Here is an 18,139-nt window from a genome sequence, read left to right as displayed (position 1 = left end):
GTCAGCGAACCGCCGGCGTTTCGGCGCGGAACTGCGGAACGGCATCACCGTCGGCACCGCCGCACGGCGTGCGGGCGGCCTGGGCGTACTTCGCCCGGTTCGCGTCAATCATCGGTTCTCTCTTGTTTGCCGTGCACCGGAGCCAGCATCGACGATGCAAGCAGCGCGCGTGTATACGGATGGGACGGCGCATCCAGCACGTCGAGCGTATCGCCCTCCTCGACCACCCGCCCCGCCTTCATCACCACGACCCGGTGGGCCATTGCACGCATCACCGCGAGATCGTGCGTGATGAACAGGTAGCTCAGCTTGTACTTCTTTTGCAGATTCGTCAGCAGATTCAGCACCTGCTTCTGGATCGACACGTCGAGCGCGCTCGTCGGTTCGTCCAGCACCAGCAGTTCCGGCTCCACCGCCAGCGCACGCGCGATCGCGATCCGCTGCCGCTGGCCGCCGGAGAATTCGTGCGGATAGCGCAGCATCGACTCGGCCGGCAGGCCGACCTCCTGAAGCAGCGCGGCGATCCGCGCGCGCCGCGCGACTCCGGCCACCTGCGGCCGGTGCACGGCGAGCCCCTCGCCGACGATCTGCTCGACCGTCATCCGCGGCGACAGCGAGCCGAACGGATCCTGGAACACGACCTGCATCCTGCCGTACAGCGCGCGCCTGCCGCCCGTCTTCCGCAGCGCGTCCAGCGGCATGCCGTCGATTTCGATCGAGCCGGCGGCCGGCCGCTGCAGGCCGAGCACCGTCGCCGCCAGCGTCGATTTCCCCGAGCCCGATTCGCCGACGATTCCCAGCGTTTCGCCGCGCCTCAGGTTCAACTTCACATCGTGCACGGCGCGGAACGTCGTCTTGCCGAGCACCGCGCGCCAGCCCTTCGCCGCGATGCGGTAATCGACGGCGAGGTCCTGCACGTCGAGAATCGTCTGCGCGCCGGCCGCGACCGGCTCGACGTCCCGCTGCGGCGCGCTGTCGAGCAGCCGGCGCGTATAGGCGTGCTGCGGCGCGGCGAACAGCGCGTCGGTCGTGTTCGTCTCCACGAGCACGCCCTGCTCCATCACGGCCACGCGCTGCGCAAAGCGCCGCACGAGATTCAGGTCGTGCGTGATCAGCAGCACGGCCATCCCGCGCGCGGCCGCCTCCTGCTCCTGCAATTCGATCAGCAGATCGACGATCTGCTGGCGCACCGTCACGTCGAGCGCCGTCGTCGGCTCGTCGGCCAGCAACAGCCGCGGCCGGCACGCCAGCGCCATCGCGATCATCGCGCGCTGCCGCTGCCCACCCGACAACTGATGCGGAAAGCTGTCGATACGCCGCTCCGGCTCCGGGATACCGGTGCGCCGCAGCAGCGCGATCCCCCGCTCGCGCGCATCGCCCGGCCGCAGCCCCTCGTGCAGCCGCAGGCTCTCGGCGATCTGCTTGCCGATCGTATACAGCGGATTCAGCGCCGTCATCGGCTCCTGGAACACCATCGCGATGTCGGCGCCGCGAATCCCGCGCATCTGCCGTTCGGTCTTCGCGAGCAGGTCCTCGCCGTCGAACAGCATCCGTCCCGACAGCGTCGCCTGCTGCGCGAGGCGCAGTATCGACAGCGCCGTCACGCTCTTGCCCGACCCCGATTCGCCGACGAGCGCCACGCGCTCGCCGCGGCCGACCGACAGGCTCAGGTCCTGCACGGCCGCCTTCGCGCCGAAGCGCGCCGAAAACCCGTCGATCTGAAGCAACGCGTTCGCCATCATCGCTCCCCGCCGAATGCCGAGCCGCGCGAGCGCGTGTCGAGCGCGTTGCGCAGCGCGTCGCCCATGAAGGTCAGCAGCAGCAGCGTCACCACCAGCGCCGCGAATGCGGAGATCGAGATCCACCACGCATCGAGGTAGTTCTTGCCCTCCTGCAGCAGTTCGCCGAGGCTCGGCGTCGGTGGCTGCACGCCGAGGCCGAGGAAGTCGAGGCTCGTCAGCGACAGGATCGCCGCGCTCATCCGGAACGGCAGGAACGTGATCACCGGCGTCAGGCTGTTCGGCAGCACGTGCCGCCACATGATCTGCCAGTTCGACAGTCCCATCGTGCGCGCGGCCTTCACGTAGTCGAGCGCGCGGTTGCGCAGGAACTCCGCGCGCACGTAATCAGACAGCACGAGCCAGCCGAACATCGACAGCAAGATGAACAGCAGCCACAGCGACGGCGTGAAGATCGACGCGAAGATGATCAGTAGGTACAGGTCTGGCAACGCACTCCAGATCTCGATCAGGCGCTGCCCGACCAGGTCGGTGCGGCCGCCGTAGAAGCCCTGCAGCGCGCCGGTCAGCACGCCGACCAGCACCCCCGACACGGTCAGCGCGAACGCCATCAGCACCGACAGCCGGAACCCGTACAGCAGTCGCGCGAGCACGTCCCTCCCGAACTGGTCGGTGCCGAGCCAGTTGCTCGCCGACGGCGGCGCCGGATACGGCCGCGATGCGAAATAGTCGATCGTGTCGTAGCGGTAGCGATTCGGCGGATAGATCGCGAAATTGCCGCCTGCCTCGAGCTTCGCGCGAATGTACGGGTCGAGATAGTTGGTCTTCGCCGGAAAGTCGCCGCCGAACTCGGTCTCCGGATAGTCCTTCACAATCGGAAAGTAATAGTGCCCGTCGTAGCGCACGAGCAGCGGCCGATCGTTCGACAGGCCGTCGGCACACAGGCTGAGCACGAACAGCGTCGCGAAGATCGCGAGGCTTGCATAGCCGAGCGGCTGCGCACGAAAGCGCTGCCACGTGCGCCGCCACGGCGACGGCGACGGCGCGCACGCTGGATCAGTGGTCCAGGCGGCTGAACTGGATACGGGGGTCGACGAGGACATAGCAGATATCCGCGATAAGCTTGGTCAGCAGACCGATCAGGGTGAACAGGAACAGCGAGCCGAGCACGACCGGATAGTCGCGGCGGATCACCGAGTCGTACGACAGTTGCCCCATCCCGTCGAGCGAGAACAGCGTCTCGATCAGCAGGTTGCCGTTCAGGAATGCACCGACGAACGCGGCCGGCAACCCGGTGAGCAGCGGGATCGCTGCATTGCGCAGCACGTGCTTCCACAGCACGTCACGCTCCGGCGCCCCTTTCGCGCGCGCGGTCAGCACGTATTGCCGGCCGATTTCCTCGAGGAACGTGTTCTTCGTCAGGATCGTGACGATCGCGAAATTGCCGATCACCGAGGCCGTCACCGGCAACGCGATATGCCACAAATAGTCGAGGGTCTTGCCGATCAACGTCAGGTCGTCGAAGTTGTCCGACGTGAGCCCGCGCATCGGAAACACCTGCCAGAACGTGCCGCCGCCGAACAGCATCAGCAGCAGCACGCCGAGCACGAAGCCCGGCACGGCGTAGCCGGTCAGCACCAGCACGCTCGTCACGGTGTCGAACCGCGAACCGTTGCGCACTGCCTTCGAGATGCCGAGCGGCACCGACACGAGATACGTGAGGATCACCGTCCAAAGCCCGAGCGTGATCGACACCGGCAGCTTCGAGCGGATTACCGCCCACACGCTGCGGTGCGCGAAGTAGGACTGGCCGAGGTCGAACGTCGCATAGCTTTTCAGCATCAGCGCGTAGCGTTCGAGCGGCGGCTTGTCGAAGCCGAACTGCTTGCGGATCTGTTCGATCTGCTGCGGGTCGACACCCTGGCTGCCGTGGTAGCCGCCCCCGCCTCCGCCCGCCTCCCCGCCGCGCGTGCTGCCGTGGCGCAATTGCGCGAGCACCTGCTCGACCGGGCCGCCCGGCACGAACTGCGTGACGGCGAACGTGATCGTCACGACGCCGATCAGCGTCGGGATCATCAACAGCAGGCGCCTGAGTATGTATGCCAGCATGGTTGTTCTCCGTCAGGCCGCCGGAGCGGGTTGGACCGCCGGCCGCTTCCCGTACCAGTAGTCGATGATCCAGTCCTCGTACTGATAGGAAGCCGGCACGACCGCAGGATGGCCGAGCGTCGTCTTGTACGCGATCCGCGCGTTCGGCATGTAGTACTGCGGGACCAGCACGTACAGGTTGATCAGCACGCGATCGAGCGCGTGCGTGGCCGTCTCGAGATCGTCGAGCGTATTGGCCGCGAGTGCCGCGCGGATCAGCGCATCGACGGCCTTCGACTTCACGCCCGGATAGTTCTCCGAGCCGGGCTGCGAGGCGGCCGCGCTGCCGAAACGGCGGGTCAGCTCCGCGCCGGGGATCGTCACGGGCGAGTAGATATACGTCGTCATGTCGTACTCGAAATTGTCGAGCCGCTTCTGGTAGAGCGCGCTGTCGATCTCGTGCAGGTACGCATGGATGCCGAGCGTCGCGAGCGCTTGCGTGTACGGCAGGATCAGGCGATCCATGCCGGGCTGGTCGTCGATGATCTCGATCGTCATCGGCGTGCCGTTCGCGTCGCGCAGCGCGCCGTCGCGATAGTGCCAGCCGGCCTGCGCGAGCAGGTCGCGCGCTTGCCTGAGGTTCGCGCGCAGCGAGCCCGGCGGCAGCGTCGACGGCTGCTTGATCATCGGGCCGAACACCTCCGACGGCAGCGTCGACCGGTACGGTTCGAGCAGCGCGAGCTCCGTCGCGCTCGGCACGCCGGACGCTGCGAACGGGCTCGCCTCCCAGAAGCTGTTGGTGCGGCGATACTGCCCGTAGAACATCATCCGGCTCATCCAGTCGAAGTCGAACGCCAGCGCGAGTGCATGCCTCACACGTACGTCCTGGAACATCGGCTTGCGCAGGTTCATCAGGAACCCCTGCATCTGCGCGGGGCCGTCCGGGAATTCCCCCTTCTTCAGCATGCCATTGCTGAAATTCTTGCCGACGTACTTGCGCGCCCACTGCGTCGAGCTGTACTCCATCCGCGCGTCGACATCGCCGGCCTTGAACGCCTCGAGCGCCGTGTACTGGTCGAGGTACAGCTTGAACGACACGCGCGCGAAGCGGAACATCCCACGCCGCGACGGCAGATTCGCGGCCCAGTAGCGCGGGTTGCGCACGTATCGGATCTGTTTGTCGTTCCTGCGCTGCTCGATCAGGTACGCACCGCTCGCGATCGGCGGCACGTTCGCGATCTGGTCGAACGGCGGCCGCGTACCGTCCGCGCGCTGCCCCCACTTCGGCGAGAACACCGGCAGGTCGCCCGCGATCAGCGCGGCGTCGCGCTCCGCGTGCTTGAACTCGAAGCGGACCGTGTGACCGTCGACGACCACCGCGCGCTTGATGATCGAGAACTGCGCGTTGTACAGCGGCGATGCCTGCGGGCTCGTCAGCGTATCGAACGAATACTTGACGTCGGCCGCGGTGATCGCGTCGCCGTTCGAGAAGCGCGCGGCCGGATTGATGTGGAACGTGGCCGACAGCCCGTCGGGCGCAACCTCGACATCGTCGGCGATCAGCGCGTATTCGGACGCGAGCTCGTCCCAGCTGCGCTGCATCAGCGTGTCGAACATCAGGTTCTTGATGTCCGGCGCGGGCGAGCCGCGGGTCAGAAACGGGTTCAGCGAGTCGTAGCTCTGTGCTTCGTCGTAGTTTTCGAAGTTGAGCGTGCCGTCATTCGGCGCATCGGGATCGGCATAATCGAAATGCGTAAAATTGGCCAGGTACTTGGGCTGGTCGTATTGCGCGATCGACGACACCGCGAGCGCCGCACGTGGCATGGCGCTACCCGACACGAGCAGCACGGCGCACGCGAACAGCGCCGCGCGCGGCACGCCTGCCCATCGCCATTTCAACAGTTTCATGGTCGGTCTGTCCGAAAGCGTGCGGGCGCGATGCCTGCGCGCGGTAGATTCCTGTGCAGGATGCCGCGTGCCACCTGCATCCCACCGGTTGTTCGTGCTGAAAATGATCCTGCAAACTGCATCGCCGCACGTCCCGGTTGCGGGCCGTCGTGGCGCCAGGCGAAAAAGGGCCGCTCCAAAAAATGGGGAGGTGGACGTGGAGCGGCCGGTCTAAAACCTATCAGTGCATCGCAATCGCCATCAGAACTTGTAGGTCGCGCCAACCTGCGCGAATCGACCGACATACGTGTACAGCGACGTGTCGTAGCCCGTCTGGTAGCTCGCGTTCATATAAACCGGGTCGAACGGCGGCGCACGATTGAAGATGTTGTCGATGCCCGCGTAAATCGTCCAGTGCTTGAAGCCGGTGTAGCTGACCATCAGGTTGAACTGACTGTACGAAGCCACGCTGTCCTGCATGTTCGGATATTGGCCCGGCGACAGGATGGCCTGGCTGTACGGCCCCGTGAACATCCACGTCAACGTCGCGTTCCATTGGTTGTGGTAGTTCCAGTTCAGACTCGTGTTGCCCTTCCAGCGTGGGAAACTGCCGCCGAACGGCTCGTTCAGCGAACCGTTGTTGCCCGCGAAGTCGGTCGACTCGCCGCCCACCGGCATCTTGAAGTGCCACACGTAGGCCCAGTCACCCGACAGCGTGAAAGTACCGATCTTGGTCGACACCGATTGGCGGAAGGTGGTCTCGAAGCCGTCCGTATCGAGCGACGACAGGTTCATATACGGCAGCCGCACATACGCGATCGAGCCGTTCGGGTTACGGATCACATTCGACGGATCATTCTGGTCGACCACCGTCTGGATGTCTTCCGTGCCAATCACGTTGTCGATGTGGATCTTGTACCAGTCGAAGCCGAAATCGGTATTGCGGGTGGGCGACAGCTGGAAGCCAATGTTGTAGTTCTTGGTCCGCTCCGGCTGCAGCTTGCTGTTACCGGCCTGCACTTCCTCAACGAGGTTGTATGCGTTCGGGTTGTTGGGATCGTTCGAATCGACCGCGCCCTGCGCGCCGTAGGTCCTCGACGAGGTGTTTTCGATCAGCGTCGGTGCGCGGAAGCCACGGTTGTACGAACCGTACATCGTCAGCTCGCGGATCGGCTGGAAGCGCAACGCGAAGCGCGGCGAGAACGCTCCACCGAAGTCACTGTAGTGGTCATAGCGCCCCGACTGGCTGAACGTCAAGTTCTTCAGGATAGGAATATCGATCTGGTAGTAGATCGCCGCGACGTTGCGCTCGCCGTTGACCGATTGCAGCGACGGCTGGACGAGCGTGCCGTTCGCGTAGTCCGCGCCCGTACCGATGTACTGGCTCTGGTGCATGAATTGCGTACCGAGACCCAGGCCGACGTTACCCGTGGGCAACGTGAACAGGTTCGGCGTAGACAGCGTCGCGTCGACAGCGTCGAGCTTCGTGATGGCCTGTGTCGACGTGCTTCCGTACAGCCCGTTCAACCCGTTCGGTGTCGACGATGGATTGGCGAAGTTGAACACGCCGTTCTGGACAATATTTTCCAGTGCGGCCGCGTTGATCAGGTTCGAATAGTTGTTCGACACCGTGTTCTGAGAATGCGTGTAGGACGCTGTCCAATCCCAATCACCCACGCGTGGCGTGCTGAACGAGCCTTTCACGCCCGTCGCGGCACGCCAGAAGTTGGAACTCGTATGCACGGCCTGCGTGGCCGGGAATGCGTAGACCAGCTTGGCCGGCACGCCAAACGGGTTATACGGGTTGCTGCCCGGCACCAGGTTCGAAATCGGCGTGAGACCGCCCGTCGCCGGATCATAGGTCTGCGTGCTGTTACCGAGGCGGCCGACGAAGTTGTTCGTGACCGTCGTATTGTTGCTTTCCCAGAGATCGGCGAACGCCTGCATCGCGTCGTTGATCTTGAAGTCGGCATGCACCTTCGCGCTCAGGCGTTCAGTCCACGGCGACAGCGACGATGCGTACGCGGTGTTGTTTGCACAGACCGTGCCGGGACCGTTGACCTGCGCGACCGCGGTGCCCGGCACGGCCTGGCCTCCGTTCGGACACGGGCTCAGCGGCACCTTCGCGCCGGTGGCCGGATTGCGCCAGTACGACACGCTCTGGTTCGACAGACCGCCCGGGAAATTGGAGAAGTTCTGGTTCTGCGTCGTGTCGCGATCGGCGATCGAGATGCCGTTCGACTTGTAGTAGCTGAGCGCCGCCGTCACGTTGAAACGATCGGCGTTCAGGTCGCCGAAGCCGCCGAGGATGTTGAACTTCGTCGTGCCCTGGCCGCCTTCACCGTTCGTCGCGCCACCGTAGCTGCCTCCCAGTTCAAGACCCTGAAAGTTTTTCTTCGTGATGATGTTCACCACGCCCGCGATTGCGTCGGAACCATACTGAGACACCGCGCCTGTCTTGACAATTTCGATACGGTCGATGATGTTGAGCGGCAGCGTGTTCAGGTCGAAGAACTGATCGCTGCCGTTCACCGCGAACGCATACGGCGACACCCGCATGCCGTCGATCAGCACCAGCGTGTATTTCTCGCTGAGACCGCGCAGCGCGATACCAGCGCCGCCCGGCGCGAAGCTGTTCGTCGAACCTTCGCTCCAGCTGCTTGCCGAGTTCGCCGAGGTGCTGCGCAGGTAGTCAGCGACGCTGGTCTGACCGCTGTTCTCGATGTCCTTGCTCGTGACGGTCTGAACCTGGTTGAAGCCGACCTTGTCGGCCTGCCGGATCAGTGAACCCGTCACTTCGAACCGCTTGATCTGCGCGACCTTGCCCTGTCCGTTCGCGCTGGGCGCGGCAGGCGTCGCCTCGGCTGCCGCACCGGATGCCGAGGCACCCGTGGCAGCGACAGCGCCCGCCGCACCGTCCGCCTGTGCAACGGTCATGAGTGCGCCGTTCGCGACCGCATCCGCGATCGATGCGGCGCCCGGCGCCGGCTGGCTCTGGGCGAACGCCGGCGGCACCAGCACGGCCGTCAGCGCCAATTCCGCCCAGACCATCCTCTTGATGGCCAACGCCAAAACTCTCTGCTTCATCTTGTTCCCTCTCGCTCGTAGTAAGACCCCGCCTGCTGCGCGCCGGAACCTTGTGAATTCCTCGCGCGTCCTGGGTGCCCGTGTAACGGAACCCGCGATAGCCACTCTTCCGACTGCAATGACTCGAACGGACCGGCCTCGGGGCACCCGTGCCACTCAGCATCACCGTCTCTTTATATTTTGATTCGTCATACTTACTACATGTAATGAGCGCACTTCCTGCTGCTTCCGATTCGATGGATGACGAGTCCAGCCCTGCCGGCAACGAAACTGTTCGCGCGCCGTACTGCGTTCTGTCTTCCATCGGCCGGGTAATTCTCCGGCATCGCGGCGTGCGGCACCTGCCGCCTCCGCTAGAACAGCCTCGGCGTGCCGACCCAGACGATCACCGCCTCTTCGTCGGCCGTGTTGTGCCACGCATGCGGCATCGTCGATTCGTAGTGCGCGGTATCGCCCTCGTTCAGCGTGAACGTGCAATCCTCGAGCGTCAGCGCGACCTGCCCGCGCATCACATAGACGAACTCCTCGCCCGAATGCGTCGTTATCTCGGACGGCGACTGCCCCGCCGGCATCCTGACGAGAATCGCGTCGAGCTTGCGGCCATCCACCAGGTTCGTCAGCCTGGCGAACAGGCTGGCCGAGTTCGCGAACTGGAAATACTGCATCGCGTTCCCGCGGCACACCGAACGCGCTTCCGTCGGCGTGTCGATGAAGTACTGCATCGTCACGCCCAGCGCTTGCGCGATCCGGACCAGTGACGTGATCGACGGCGTCGCGCGCCCACGCTCGACCTGAGACAGGAACGGCTTCGAAATGCCCGCGATCCCGGCCGTCTCGTCAAGCGTGAGCTTCAGGCGCTGGCGCAGCGCCCGGATCTTGTTGCCTAGCGATACGGCGACCAGAACCGACTCATCAGGGGGCACAGTCATGGAAGTGCGGAGCCTCGCAGTCGAAACCGGTTTGATGTCGGCGATCCTTCGCCGATGCGATGACGCGACCGGCTCGGCGTGATACCCGGCCGCGCACTGCCGCTGCGTGCAGCCGGCGCGCGGTGCGGCTCGACGCCGTCGCCCCATGGCCGCGCGACCTCCGCATATTTCATTCGGTTTACTAATTAACAAGATTACCCCTCTTTCTCTTCATGCCTGACCGTCAAGCACTTGTACTTCCGCCGCGCCACGCTGCTTGTCGAGCGCGTGCGCGTCGCACGCCGTCGCGCCCTTGCGTTGCGCTACCGGGATGCCACCGCCGTCCAGAGCTTCGCCAGATCCCCCGACCCGTCGGCGCCCTTCACCGTGCGAAGCACCTGAACCGCGTGCGCCTTCTCGCCCGCCACGTAGTACGCCTCGCCGAGCCGCAGTCGCGCCACATCGGGATGATCGAGCCCGCCCTTCGCGATCGCCTGCTCCATCATCGACAGCCCCTGCGCCGCGTGGCCCGCGAACACCAGATTCATGCCGACGTCGATCGGCGCCACCGGATCGGCAGCGTCCGCGCCTGACTGCGCGCGCCTGGTGGCCAGCGCCTGCAGCCGTTTCTCGCGGTCCGCCTGCGCATCCTTGCCCAGCACGCCGGACGCGAACCCCTGGTCGATCACCTGCCTGCCTTCGGCCGGCGTTCCCGCCACCAGCGCGAGCTGCGTCATCTCCATATAGGCGTCGGCCGTCGTCAACGAGCCCGTCGCCCTGCGCAACCGGTAGATGTCGAGGTCGAGCGACGACAGGTAACCGGGGCTGCCGCGAATGGCCGAGACCATGTCCTCCCAGTACGCGGGGCTCGGGTGATAAGCCACCAGCATGGCGAGCGCGCTGCGATAGGCATCGGCATCCTTGCCCTTTTGCGCACACGTCGCCAGCATCTGCAACTGCCCTTCGTCCGGCGCGTGGCCGGCCTTCACCTGTGCATCCGTGCTTGCCTTCAACTGTCTCACGACCTGGCTGCAATCGTTCGACAGGTAATACGACTGCGTGAGCAGCGTATGCATTTCCGGATCCGTGCCGCCCGCCTTCAGGTAGCGCTGCGCGACGCGGATCGCCTGCGGATAGTTCTTCTGCTGGAAGTAGATCCCCGCGAGCGCCGCCGTGGTCCGTTGCTCGTCCTCGCCCGACAGGCGCCCCGAGTTCAGCACGATTTCGTAGGCCTGCGCGGCCACGCCGGTATCGCCGGCCGCCATCGCCGCCGCGCCGCGCGTCGCTTCCACCATGTAGGTTTCATACGGCGTGCGGTTGGGCACGGCGGCCGCCTGCGCGATCTTGCCGAGCGCGTCGCGATACTTGTGCGCGCGATACAGGTCCTGCGCCGCCGCCAGCGGCTTCGCCACATCGGGCCGCAACGCGTCGGCCGCCCACGCCGGCCGGCCGAACACGCAGGCCGCACCGAGCGCGGTCAGCGCCATCACCCGTTTCCATCGTCGCTGGTTCATCGGTTGGCCTGTCCCGTCATTGCATGAACTGCTCGTTTCCGATCAGGCCGATCTTCGTCGCGCCCACGCGCTGCGCGGACGCCAGTACGGCCGCCACGTCCTTGTACGGCGCCAGCTTGTTCGGCCGCAGATGGATCTCCGCCTGCACGGGCTCGTGCGCGACCGCCGTCAGCTTCGCCTCGAGTGCCGCGCGATTCGGCACCGGCGCGCCGTTCCACGTCGTCGTACCGTCGAAGTCGATGTCGATCTGCACGACTTCCGGCTGTGTGGCGGGCGGCGGCGGGGTGCCCACCGGCAGGTCCATCTTCACCGAATGCATCTGGATCGGGATCGTGATGATCAGCATGATCAGCAGCACCAGCATCACGTCGATCAGCGGCGTGGTGTTGATATCGACCATCACTTCCGGCTCGCTGCCGCTCCCGCCCGAAGGCACGTTCATTCCCATCGTCTGCTCCTGTCGACCAGAGTTAGCGCTTTAGCGCTTACTCTGGTCCCATGCATAGCGGTCGATCTGAGTTAGCGCTTTAGCGCTTACTCAGATCCCATGCTTCGCGGTCGACCAGAGTTAGCGCTTCAGCGCTTACTCTGGTCCCATGCAATAGCGGTCAATCAGAATCGGCGCGTGCGCCGTCCCCCATGCAAGGCTAGCCACCACGCGCCGGCGGTTCCGTAATGAACGACACCTTCGCGATACCCGCTCGCTCGCACATCGTGATGACCCGGCCGATGAACTCGTAGCGCGTGTTCTGGTCGCCCCGCACGTGCACGCTCGGCTGCGGCTGCTGCTGCGACACACCCTTCAGCTTCGCGAGCAACGTCGACGCATCCACCAACTGCTCGCCCCAGAAGAAATCGCCGTCGCGGTTCACCGCGATCTCGACGCTCTTCGGCGTGGTCTGCAGCGGCTGCACGACCTCCTTCGGCAACTGCAGCTGGATCGTGTGCGTGACGACCGGAATCGTGATCAGGAAGATGATCAGCAGCACCAGCATCACGTCGACGAGCGGCGTCGTGTTGATGTTCGCGATCACCTCGTCGCTTTCGTCCTGCCCGACGTTCATGCCCATCGCGCGCCTCCGTCAGCCGGTCAGTTCACGAGCGACGCGGCGGCCGACGGCACGCGAGCGGGACGCTTGCTGCCGGCCAGCAGCACGGTGTGCAGCTGGGCGCCGAAGTTGCGGACCCGCTCCATCACCGACTTGTTGCGCCGGACCAGGAAGTTGTAGCCGAGTACGGCAGGCACCGCGACCGCCAGGCCGATCGCCGTCATGATGAGCGCCTCGCCCACCGGGCCTGCGACCTTGTCGATCGACGCCTGGCCCGCGATCCCGATCGCCGTCAGCGCGTGATAGATCCCCCAGACCGTGCCGAACAGCCCGACGAACGGCGCGGTCGAGCCGACCGTCGCCAGGAACGCGAGCCCGTCCTGCATGCGGTTCGACACGTTCGTGATCGAGCGCTCGACGGACACGTCGATCCACGTGTTGCGGTCCACTGCTTCGAGCAGCGCCTCGTCGTGATGCTCGCCCGCCTCGATCGCCGTTTCGGCGATGAAGCGGAACGGCGATGCCTCGTCGAGCAGCTTCGCGCCCTCGGCCAGCGACGGCGCGCTCCAGAGCTGTGCGTCGGCAAGTTTCGCGCGGCGGTTCGCCCGCAACTGCTCGACGAACTTCGTGACCATGATGTACCAGCTGCCCATCGACATGATCACGAGCAGGATCAGCACGAAGCGCGCGACGAAGTCGCCGTTCTTCCATAGCGCCCCGAGCCCGTACGGATTCTCGACCGCTTCGGTCGTGGCCGGCGCCGGGGGCGGGGCCGGCTCGGCGGCGGTGGTCGCCTGCGCAGGCGCCGCGACCGGTGTCGACGCGTCGGATGTCGTCATGGATCCGCTCGCTTGCGCGTAAGCGAGTTGCGGTGCAACGAGCCCGTCGATTGCAGCGACGGACATCAACAGGCTTGCCGCCAGCGCGGCCAGAGAACGCTTCGTCATACCCCACTCCAATTCTTTCGTTGAACTTACGATTTAAGTTCAAGCCGGTTTTCCCCGGTCCGGCTCCCGCCGGACCGCCCACTGCATCAATTCAGGTTGAACGAGAACGGCACCTGGACCCGTACTGCCTGGCCTTGCGCCACGCATTTGAACCGCTTCACGGTGTTGTAGGCCGCACGATCGAGCACCGGGTCGGCCGACTGGGCCACGCGCTCGTTCGTAATGTTCCCTTCTGCATCCACGACGAACTCGATCGTCACGTCACCCGTGATGTTGTTTTCCTGCGCTTCCTTCGGGTACTGCATCGACGCGCGCATCGAGTCCGAATTCGGGCAGACGACACCCACTTCGTGACTGACCGGCTTGGGCGGCGCGGGCGGTGCGATGACCGGCGCCTGCACGGCCGGCGCGGACGGCACCGGTGCCGACTGGTGCGTGATGGTCGCCTGCTGCGGGGGCGCCTGCACCGGCACTTCCGGCGGCGGCACGAACGGCGGCGGCGGCGGCGCGAATTTCGGCGGCGGAAGCTTGACGACCGGCATCGGCGGCGGTGGCGGCGGCTTCACCGGCTCGATGATGCGGGTTTCGATCGGATGCTGGATCACCTGCACGACTTTGGTCGCGAGGCCGTTGAGCAATGCGTAGATCAGCACTGCATGCAACAGGAGGACGACTGCGATGCCGCCGAAACGGCGCACCGGATTCTGCTGCTTCTTGCCGAATTCCCGCGGACGCCCCAGCGTGGCCAGTCCGCTATTCGAAGCAACCAGATGCTCTTCGACTTTCATGCCCACTATCCATCCCCCAAGCGAATCGCCCAGTTTCGCGATGATGGCGGGCTCCGGAACCGGGTCGGCTCCGTCTCCGCCTCAATGCGAAATTTCATTTTCAATTCAACTTGAAATCCGAATTGGAAGCATCGAATTCGGATCCAAATTCATTCAATTTCAAGGAATCGTTTCAACCGCGACGGGATAGCCGCCCTATCCGGCGTCTACCCCGCACCGGCACGTTCAGGCAATTGCAACCGCGTCGACACCGGCACCTTTTTCTCGTGATGCTTGGATCTTCGTTACACGCCGATGTCAGCCAGGCCGTTCGTCTTGGGTGCAGAAGATAGCAAGGAAAAAATCTGGGCGTCAAACTTTATTTGATACTCAAATACAAAGTTTGGAGGCCCTACTCGAATAACGAGTTAGTAAGCTTCTTTAAACAACTTCCCATTGATTTGGTAATTGATTTGTATGGTTGCCGCACTAATTCAGTGATTTGCGCATAAATAATCCCTAATTTAGTGCAGCGCACCGAATCGGCCCCGGAAACGAGCGTTGTCGGATGCGTTTCGTTGACTCATTCATGGATGGAAGCCGATTGACCATTGTCATGCGGGGCCAGGGCCGGGCCTGTTCACGCGATGTTCCGACGAGGCACCAATCGTCTCTTTATCAAGGATTCCAAATAAAAATTGGAAAACTTGTCGATCGACGAATCAACTCAATGATTTGCATAACGAATCTATTTTCTGACGCCGGATACCGCTGCATCAGCATGAACTCATTGCCCAACCCTCAGCGCACACAGGCATCTCCGCCCCGCCGAACCCGGCGGGAAAATGCCCGCGCGCATGCTTCGTCGACGAACGACCGGCGTCGCTCAGGACAGCATCATCCCCTGCATCCTGTGCGAGAAATGCGCGCGCTCGGCCGTCTCCATCAGCATCAGGAATTCGTCCTGCATCATGTGAATCAGCGCTTCGTGATCGCCGGCCTCGAAATAGACTTCCGGCTGCTGCGCGAGGCGTTCCTCGAGGAACGTCTTCATTCCGTACGCCATGCAGACCGGCGGCAGCGCGCCCATGTCGCAATCCTTGAACAGCTCGCGCAATTCGACCTCCCGGGCAAGCACGAGATGACGTCCCGTCTTCACCCAGAGATCCGACAGGCGCACGGCGTGCGTCGTCGGCAATACGGCGGCGACGTAGCCCTCGGCGTCCTCGAGGAGCACGGTTTTCGCGAGCCGATCGCCGGGAATATGCGCGGCGGCGGCCGTCTCCATGCTCGTATGGCTATAGGGGTGGTACACGACTTCGTACCGCGATGACTTCTGGCGCAGGCAATCCTGCAGGGTGGCTGAGACCGGCATGGCACACCTCGTCTGGGCGAATCGGGCGAACGGCGTTCGCTCCGGATTCGTTCAGCATAGGTCGCATTCCGGCCCAATGGAAACGCCCTCGCGCGACGCCCGGTTCAGATGGCCCGGCAGCCGGCTCCCGTCCTTTTTCATCCGCTCGTCCCTCGCCGGCATGCGAGATCCGGACCCGGAATTTGCTTGGAAGGACCCCTCATTTCTGTAGACAGATTTCAGGCAGTGCTTACGTAGACGCGAATGAGCCGGCACTTTGCCGACGTCGGGAAACCAGACCGTTAGTTGCGTTCTAAGAAAAACGCCGGGATACCGTCCGGGATACGTCGTTCAAAAAAACGGACCCACGAATGCCTGCCGTCACGCCGGCAAACCACGCCGCCAACGGCTTTCCCGGTGCCCTATACTGAGCCGGACGCCCACCATCCCGCGGCGGAAACCGACTTCCGGAGCGATCATGCACTACCAGTTGATCTACGAACTCGTCGACGATTACCTGTCGCGACGCGAGCCGTTCCGTGCAGAGCATCTGGCGCTCGCGCAGGCCGCGACCGAGCGCGGCGAACTCGTGCTCGCCGGCGCGCTGGCGGACCCCGCCGACCAGGCCGTGCTCGTGTTCGAAGGCGATTCGCCGGAGGCGGCCGAGTCGTTCGCGCGCGCCGATCCGTACGTGCAGAACGGCCTCGTGAAATCGTGGCGCGTGCGGCCGTGGCGCGTCGTGATCGGCAAGCACGCGCCGCGTCCCGCGTGAAATCGGGCTACAGCCACCCTGCCCGCCTGAAACGCCACCACAGCGCGAGGTCGGCGATGGCCATCACCGCGATGCAGCCGTAGAACCCGTATTTCAGGTGCAGCTCGGGCATGTTCGCGAAGTTCATCCCGTAGATGCCGGCGATCATCGTCGGTATCGCGAACAACGCGGCGAACGAGCCGAGCCGCTTGGTCACCTCGTTCTCCGCGAGCGAAATCATCCCGAGGTTGACCTGGATCGCCGTGACGACCATCTCGCGGCGCCCTTCGATCGTCTTCACGATCCGCTGCAGATGGTCGTACACGTCGCGGAAGTAGGCCGCCATCCCGCTGCAGACGTGCGGCACGCGCCCGCCGGTGAGCTTCGCGAGCGGCTCCATCAGCGGCGCCGTGTGCTGGTACAGCAGCACGAGCCGGCGCTTCAGCGAATAGAGATCCTCGATGATCGCGCGCGACGACGCAGGCGTCGCCTTCGCGAAGATGCGATCCTCGAGTTCCTCGAGCTCGGTGCCGAGCGTTTCGAGGATCGGGAAATACCGGTCGACGACCTGGTCCATCAACGCGTAGAACACGAACGCCGCCCCCTCTCGCAGCAGATGCGGCTCGCGCTCGCAACGCTTGCGCACGTCGCGGAAATCCTGCTCGGTATGGTTGCGGATCGACAGCACGTAATTCGGGCCGACGAACACGTTCAATTCGCCGACCTTGAATTCGTCATCCTCATCGAGTTCGACCGTATGCAGCACCGCGAACAGCGAGTCGCCGTATTCCTCGATCTTCGGCCGCTGATGACCCTTGCGGGCATCCTCGAGCGCGAGTTCGTGCAATCCGAACTCCTCGCCCATCAGGTCGATTTCCTCGGGCGTCGGATCCTTCAGCGCGACCCACACGAAGCATTCGGGCTTCGACACGTAATCGCTGATGGCGTCGATGTCGATATCGGCCAGCTTGCGGCCGTCCTGGTAAGCAGCACAGTTGATCAGCATGTTGTCCCACGATGTTGCGGTTTGCACATCAGTTTACCGGTTTGCTGCACGGACGGCCCGGCTTGCGCGGCACGTCGATATTGGTCATGATCGGGCTGCGTGCACCGCAGCACGCGCGTCGCGGCACGGCGACAGGCGCGCCGGGCCTGCATTGCGCGCTGCACAACGACCGTACGGCTCAACCGTCAAGGAGACAGACCTATGTGGTATTTCTCGTGGATACTCGGCATCGGCGTGGCACTCGGCTTCGGCATCATCAACGCGATGTGGCTGGAAGCGGAAGTGTTCTCGCGCGACGACAAGCGCAGCGACACGTCGCGCCAGGAGGCGGGGAGCCGGTATTCGTGACACATCTCGTGTTCTTCTGCGGTCACGCCGGCACCGGCAAGACCACGCTCGCGAAGCGGCTCATCGGGCCGCTGATGCGCGCGACCGGCGAGGCGTTCTGCCTGCTCGACAAAGACACGCTGTACGGTCGCTACAGCGCCGCCGCGATGGGCGCGCTCACGAACGATCCGAACGACCGCGACAGCCCGCTCTACCTCAAACATCTTCGCGATCCCGAATACCAGGGCCTGCTCGACACGGCCCGTGAAAATCTCTCGCTCGGCATCGGCGCGCTCGTCGTCGGCCCGCTGTCGCGTGAAGTGCGCGACCGGCGCATCCTCGATCGCGCGTGGCTCGGCATCGCGCCGGACGTCACGCTGACGGTCGTCTGGGTTCACACGTCGGAGGATATCGCGCACCAGCGGATCGTCGCGCGCGCCAACCCGAACGATGCGTACAAGCTTGCGCACTGGGACGAATACCGGCAGCGCCGCTTCGTGCCGACCGGCCGCGAATGCGACGGCATCGTGATGTTCGACAACACCGCGCCGTCCGACGCGGACATCGACGCGCTGCTGTACCGCATCGTGCCGCCACCGCAACCGGCGACGATCGTCCCGCCGCTGCCGGCCTGATCGCGCCGCCAGGCGCCCTTCCCGCTTACCGCTTACCGCTTACCGCAAAAAACAACGCCGGAAGCGCTGCTGCGCTCCCG

16 protein-coding genes are annotated in these 18,139 nt (G+C 64.3%); 3 read left to right on the top strand and 13 right to left on the bottom strand.

Annotation, left to right across the window (positions count from 1 at the left end; genetic code table 11):
* Positions 1 to 104: 104 nt before the first annotated feature.
* The 12 genes from HWW87_RS07520 to HWW87_RS07465 all read right to left on the bottom strand — a co-directional run bounded on the left by HWW87_RS07520 (position 105) and on the right by HWW87_RS07465 (position 15,361).
* Positions 105 to 1,739 carry a dipeptide ABC transporter ATP-binding protein gene (locus HWW87_RS07520; protein ID WP_175819795.1) on the bottom strand — a complete coding sequence of 545 codons (1,635 nt, stop codon included), beginning with the start codon at positions 1,737 to 1,739 and terminating at the stop codon, positions 105 to 107.
* The gene (locus HWW87_RS07515; RefSeq protein WP_175819794.1) at positions 1,739 to 2,842 is read right to left on the bottom strand and encodes an ABC transporter permease; all 1,104 of its coding nucleotides are present in this window, start codon (positions 2,840 to 2,842) and stop codon (positions 1,739 to 1,741) included. Before HWW87_RS07515 ends, HWW87_RS07520 begins: the two co-directional genes overlap by 1 nt.
* Positions 2,796 to 3,848 carry an ABC transporter permease subunit gene (locus HWW87_RS07510; RefSeq protein WP_175819793.1) on the bottom strand — a complete coding sequence of 351 codons (1,053 nt, stop codon included), beginning with the start codon at positions 3,846 to 3,848 and terminating at the stop codon, positions 2,796 to 2,798. The genes HWW87_RS07515 and HWW87_RS07510 overlap by 47 nt, the downstream gene beginning before the upstream one ends.
* A gap of 12 nt (positions 3,849 to 3,860) precedes the next feature.
* The gene (locus HWW87_RS07505) at positions 3,861 to 5,735 is read right to left on the bottom strand and encodes an extracellular solute-binding protein (protein ID WP_175819792.1); all 1,875 of its coding nucleotides are present in this window, start codon (positions 5,733 to 5,735) and stop codon (positions 3,861 to 3,863) included.
* 240 nt (positions 5,736 to 5,975) lie between these two features.
* On the bottom strand, positions 5,976 to 8,801 hold the full coding sequence (locus HWW87_RS07500) for a TonB-dependent receptor (protein ID WP_175819791.1): 2,826 nt from the start codon (positions 8,799 to 8,801) through the stop codon (positions 5,976 to 5,978).
* A 353-nt stretch (positions 8,802 to 9,154) separates the two neighbouring features.
* The gene (locus HWW87_RS07495; RefSeq protein WP_175819790.1) at positions 9,155 to 9,730 is read right to left on the bottom strand and encodes an XRE family transcriptional regulator; all 576 of its coding nucleotides are present in this window, start codon (positions 9,728 to 9,730) and stop codon (positions 9,155 to 9,157) included.
* Positions 9,731 to 10,032: 302 nt separating this feature from the next.
* A complete protein-coding gene (locus HWW87_RS07490; protein ID WP_175819789.1) occupies positions 10,033 to 11,223 on the bottom strand; it encodes a tetratricopeptide repeat protein in 1,191 nt (396 codons plus the stop codon).
* A gap of 16 nt (positions 11,224 to 11,239) precedes the next feature.
* The gene (locus HWW87_RS07485; protein WP_175819788.1) at positions 11,240 to 11,671 is read right to left on the bottom strand and encodes a biopolymer transporter ExbD; all 432 of its coding nucleotides are present in this window, start codon (positions 11,669 to 11,671) and stop codon (positions 11,240 to 11,242) included.
* Positions 11,672 to 11,870: 199 nt separating this feature from the next.
* Positions 11,871 to 12,293, bottom strand: a complete 423-nt coding sequence (locus tag HWW87_RS07480) for a biopolymer transporter ExbD (protein ID WP_011549764.1) — start codon at positions 12,291 to 12,293, stop codon at positions 11,871 to 11,873.
* A 20-nt stretch (positions 12,294 to 12,313) separates the two neighbouring features.
* On the bottom strand, positions 12,314 to 13,219 hold the full coding sequence (locus HWW87_RS07475; protein WP_175819787.1) for a MotA/TolQ/ExbB proton channel family protein: 906 nt from the start codon (positions 13,217 to 13,219) through the stop codon (positions 12,314 to 12,316).
* 86 nt (positions 13,220 to 13,305) lie between these two features.
* Positions 13,306 to 14,007: an energy transducer TonB gene (locus tag HWW87_RS07470; RefSeq protein ID WP_175819786.1), complete on the bottom strand. Its 702-nt coding sequence runs from the start codon at positions 14,005 to 14,007 to the stop codon at positions 13,306 to 13,308.
* Positions 14,008 to 14,872: 865 nt separating this feature from the next.
* Positions 14,873 to 15,361, bottom strand: coding sequence for a YbaK/EbsC family protein (locus HWW87_RS07465; protein WP_059723782.1), 489 nt, complete (start codon positions 15,359 to 15,361; stop codon positions 14,873 to 14,875).
* Between the two features lie 457 nt (positions 15,362 to 15,818).
* Here HWW87_RS07465 and HWW87_RS07460 point away from each other — a divergent pair, with 457 nt between their 5' ends.
* On the top strand, positions 15,819 to 16,112 hold the full coding sequence (locus HWW87_RS07460; RefSeq protein WP_175819785.1) for a YciI-like protein: 294 nt from the start codon (positions 15,819 to 15,821) through the stop codon (positions 16,110 to 16,112).
* 7 nt (positions 16,113 to 16,119) lie between these two features.
* On the opposite strand, the gene corA is transcribed toward HWW87_RS07460, so the two are convergent.
* A complete protein-coding gene (gene corA, locus HWW87_RS07455; protein WP_174431568.1) occupies positions 16,120 to 17,097 on the bottom strand; it encodes a magnesium/cobalt transporter CorA in 978 nt (325 codons plus the stop codon).
* Between the two features lie 201 nt (positions 17,098 to 17,298).
* Between corA and cydX the strand changes: the two genes are divergently transcribed.
* Positions 17,299 to 17,445, top strand: a complete 147-nt coding sequence (gene cydX, locus HWW87_RS07450; RefSeq protein WP_175819784.1) for a cytochrome bd-I oxidase subunit CydX — start codon at positions 17,299 to 17,301, stop codon at positions 17,443 to 17,445.
* A complete protein-coding gene (locus tag HWW87_RS07445; protein ID WP_175819783.1) occupies positions 17,442 to 18,059 on the top strand; it encodes an ATP-binding protein in 618 nt (205 codons plus the stop codon). The genes cydX and HWW87_RS07445 overlap by 4 nt, the downstream gene beginning before the upstream one ends.
* Positions 18,060 to 18,139 lie beyond the last annotated feature (80 nt).

Source organism: Burkholderia sp. BCC0419 (genome assembly GCF_902830285.1).
GTDB lineage: Bacteria > Pseudomonadota > Gammaproteobacteria > Burkholderiales > Burkholderiaceae > Burkholderia.
The sequence above is the reverse complement of the archived record's forward strand: the minus strand, read 5'-3'. Positions and strand labels throughout refer to the sequence as shown.

Excerpts from the sequence above, each read along its gene's own strand:
- HWW87_RS07520 (WP_175819795.1), bottom strand. The coding sequence starts at position 1,739 with ATGGCGAACGCGTTGCTTCAGATCGACGGGTTTTCGGCGCGCTTCGGC.
- HWW87_RS07515 (WP_175819794.1), bottom strand. The coding sequence starts at position 2,842 with ATGTCCTCGTCGACCCCCGTATCCAGTTCAGCCGCCTGGACCACTGAT.
- HWW87_RS07510 (WP_175819793.1), bottom strand. The coding sequence starts at position 3,848 with ATGCTGGCATACATACTCAGGCGCCTGCTGTTGATGATCCCGACGCTG.
- HWW87_RS07505 (WP_175819792.1), bottom strand. The coding sequence starts at position 5,735 with ATGAAACTGTTGAAATGGCGATGGGCAGGCGTGCCGCGCGCGGCGCTG.
- HWW87_RS07500 (WP_175819791.1), bottom strand. The coding sequence starts at position 8,801 with ATGAAGCAGAGAGTTTTGGCGTTGGCCATCAAGAGGATGGTCTGGGCG.
- HWW87_RS07495 (WP_175819790.1), bottom strand. The coding sequence starts at position 9,730 with ATGACTGTGCCCCCTGATGAGTCGGTTCTGGTCGCCGTATCGCTAGGC.
- HWW87_RS07490 (WP_175819789.1), bottom strand. The coding sequence starts at position 11,223 with ATGAACCAGCGACGATGGAAACGGGTGATGGCGCTGACCGCGCTCGGT.
- HWW87_RS07485 (WP_175819788.1), bottom strand. The coding sequence starts at position 11,671 with ATGGGAATGAACGTGCCTTCGGGCGGGAGCGGCAGCGAGCCGGAAGTG.
- HWW87_RS07480 (WP_011549764.1), bottom strand. The coding sequence starts at position 12,293 with ATGGGCATGAACGTCGGGCAGGACGAAAGCGACGAGGTGATCGCGAAC.
- HWW87_RS07475 (WP_175819787.1), bottom strand. The coding sequence starts at position 13,219 with ATGACGAAGCGTTCTCTGGCCGCGCTGGCGGCAAGCCTGTTGATGTCC.
- HWW87_RS07470 (WP_175819786.1), bottom strand. The coding sequence starts at position 14,007 with ATGAAAGTCGAAGAGCATCTGGTTGCTTCGAATAGCGGACTGGCCACG.
- HWW87_RS07465 (WP_059723782.1), bottom strand. The coding sequence starts at position 15,361 with ATGCCGGTCTCAGCCACCCTGCAGGATTGCCTGCGCCAGAAGTCATCG.
- HWW87_RS07460 (WP_175819785.1), top strand. The coding sequence starts at position 15,819 with ATGCACTACCAGTTGATCTACGAACTCGTCGACGATTACCTGTCGCGA.
- corA (WP_174431568.1), bottom strand. The coding sequence starts at position 17,097 with ATGCTGATCAACTGTGCTGCTTACCAGGACGGCCGCAAGCTGGCCGAT.
- cydX (WP_175819784.1), top strand. The coding sequence starts at position 17,299 with ATGTGGTATTTCTCGTGGATACTCGGCATCGGCGTGGCACTCGGCTTC.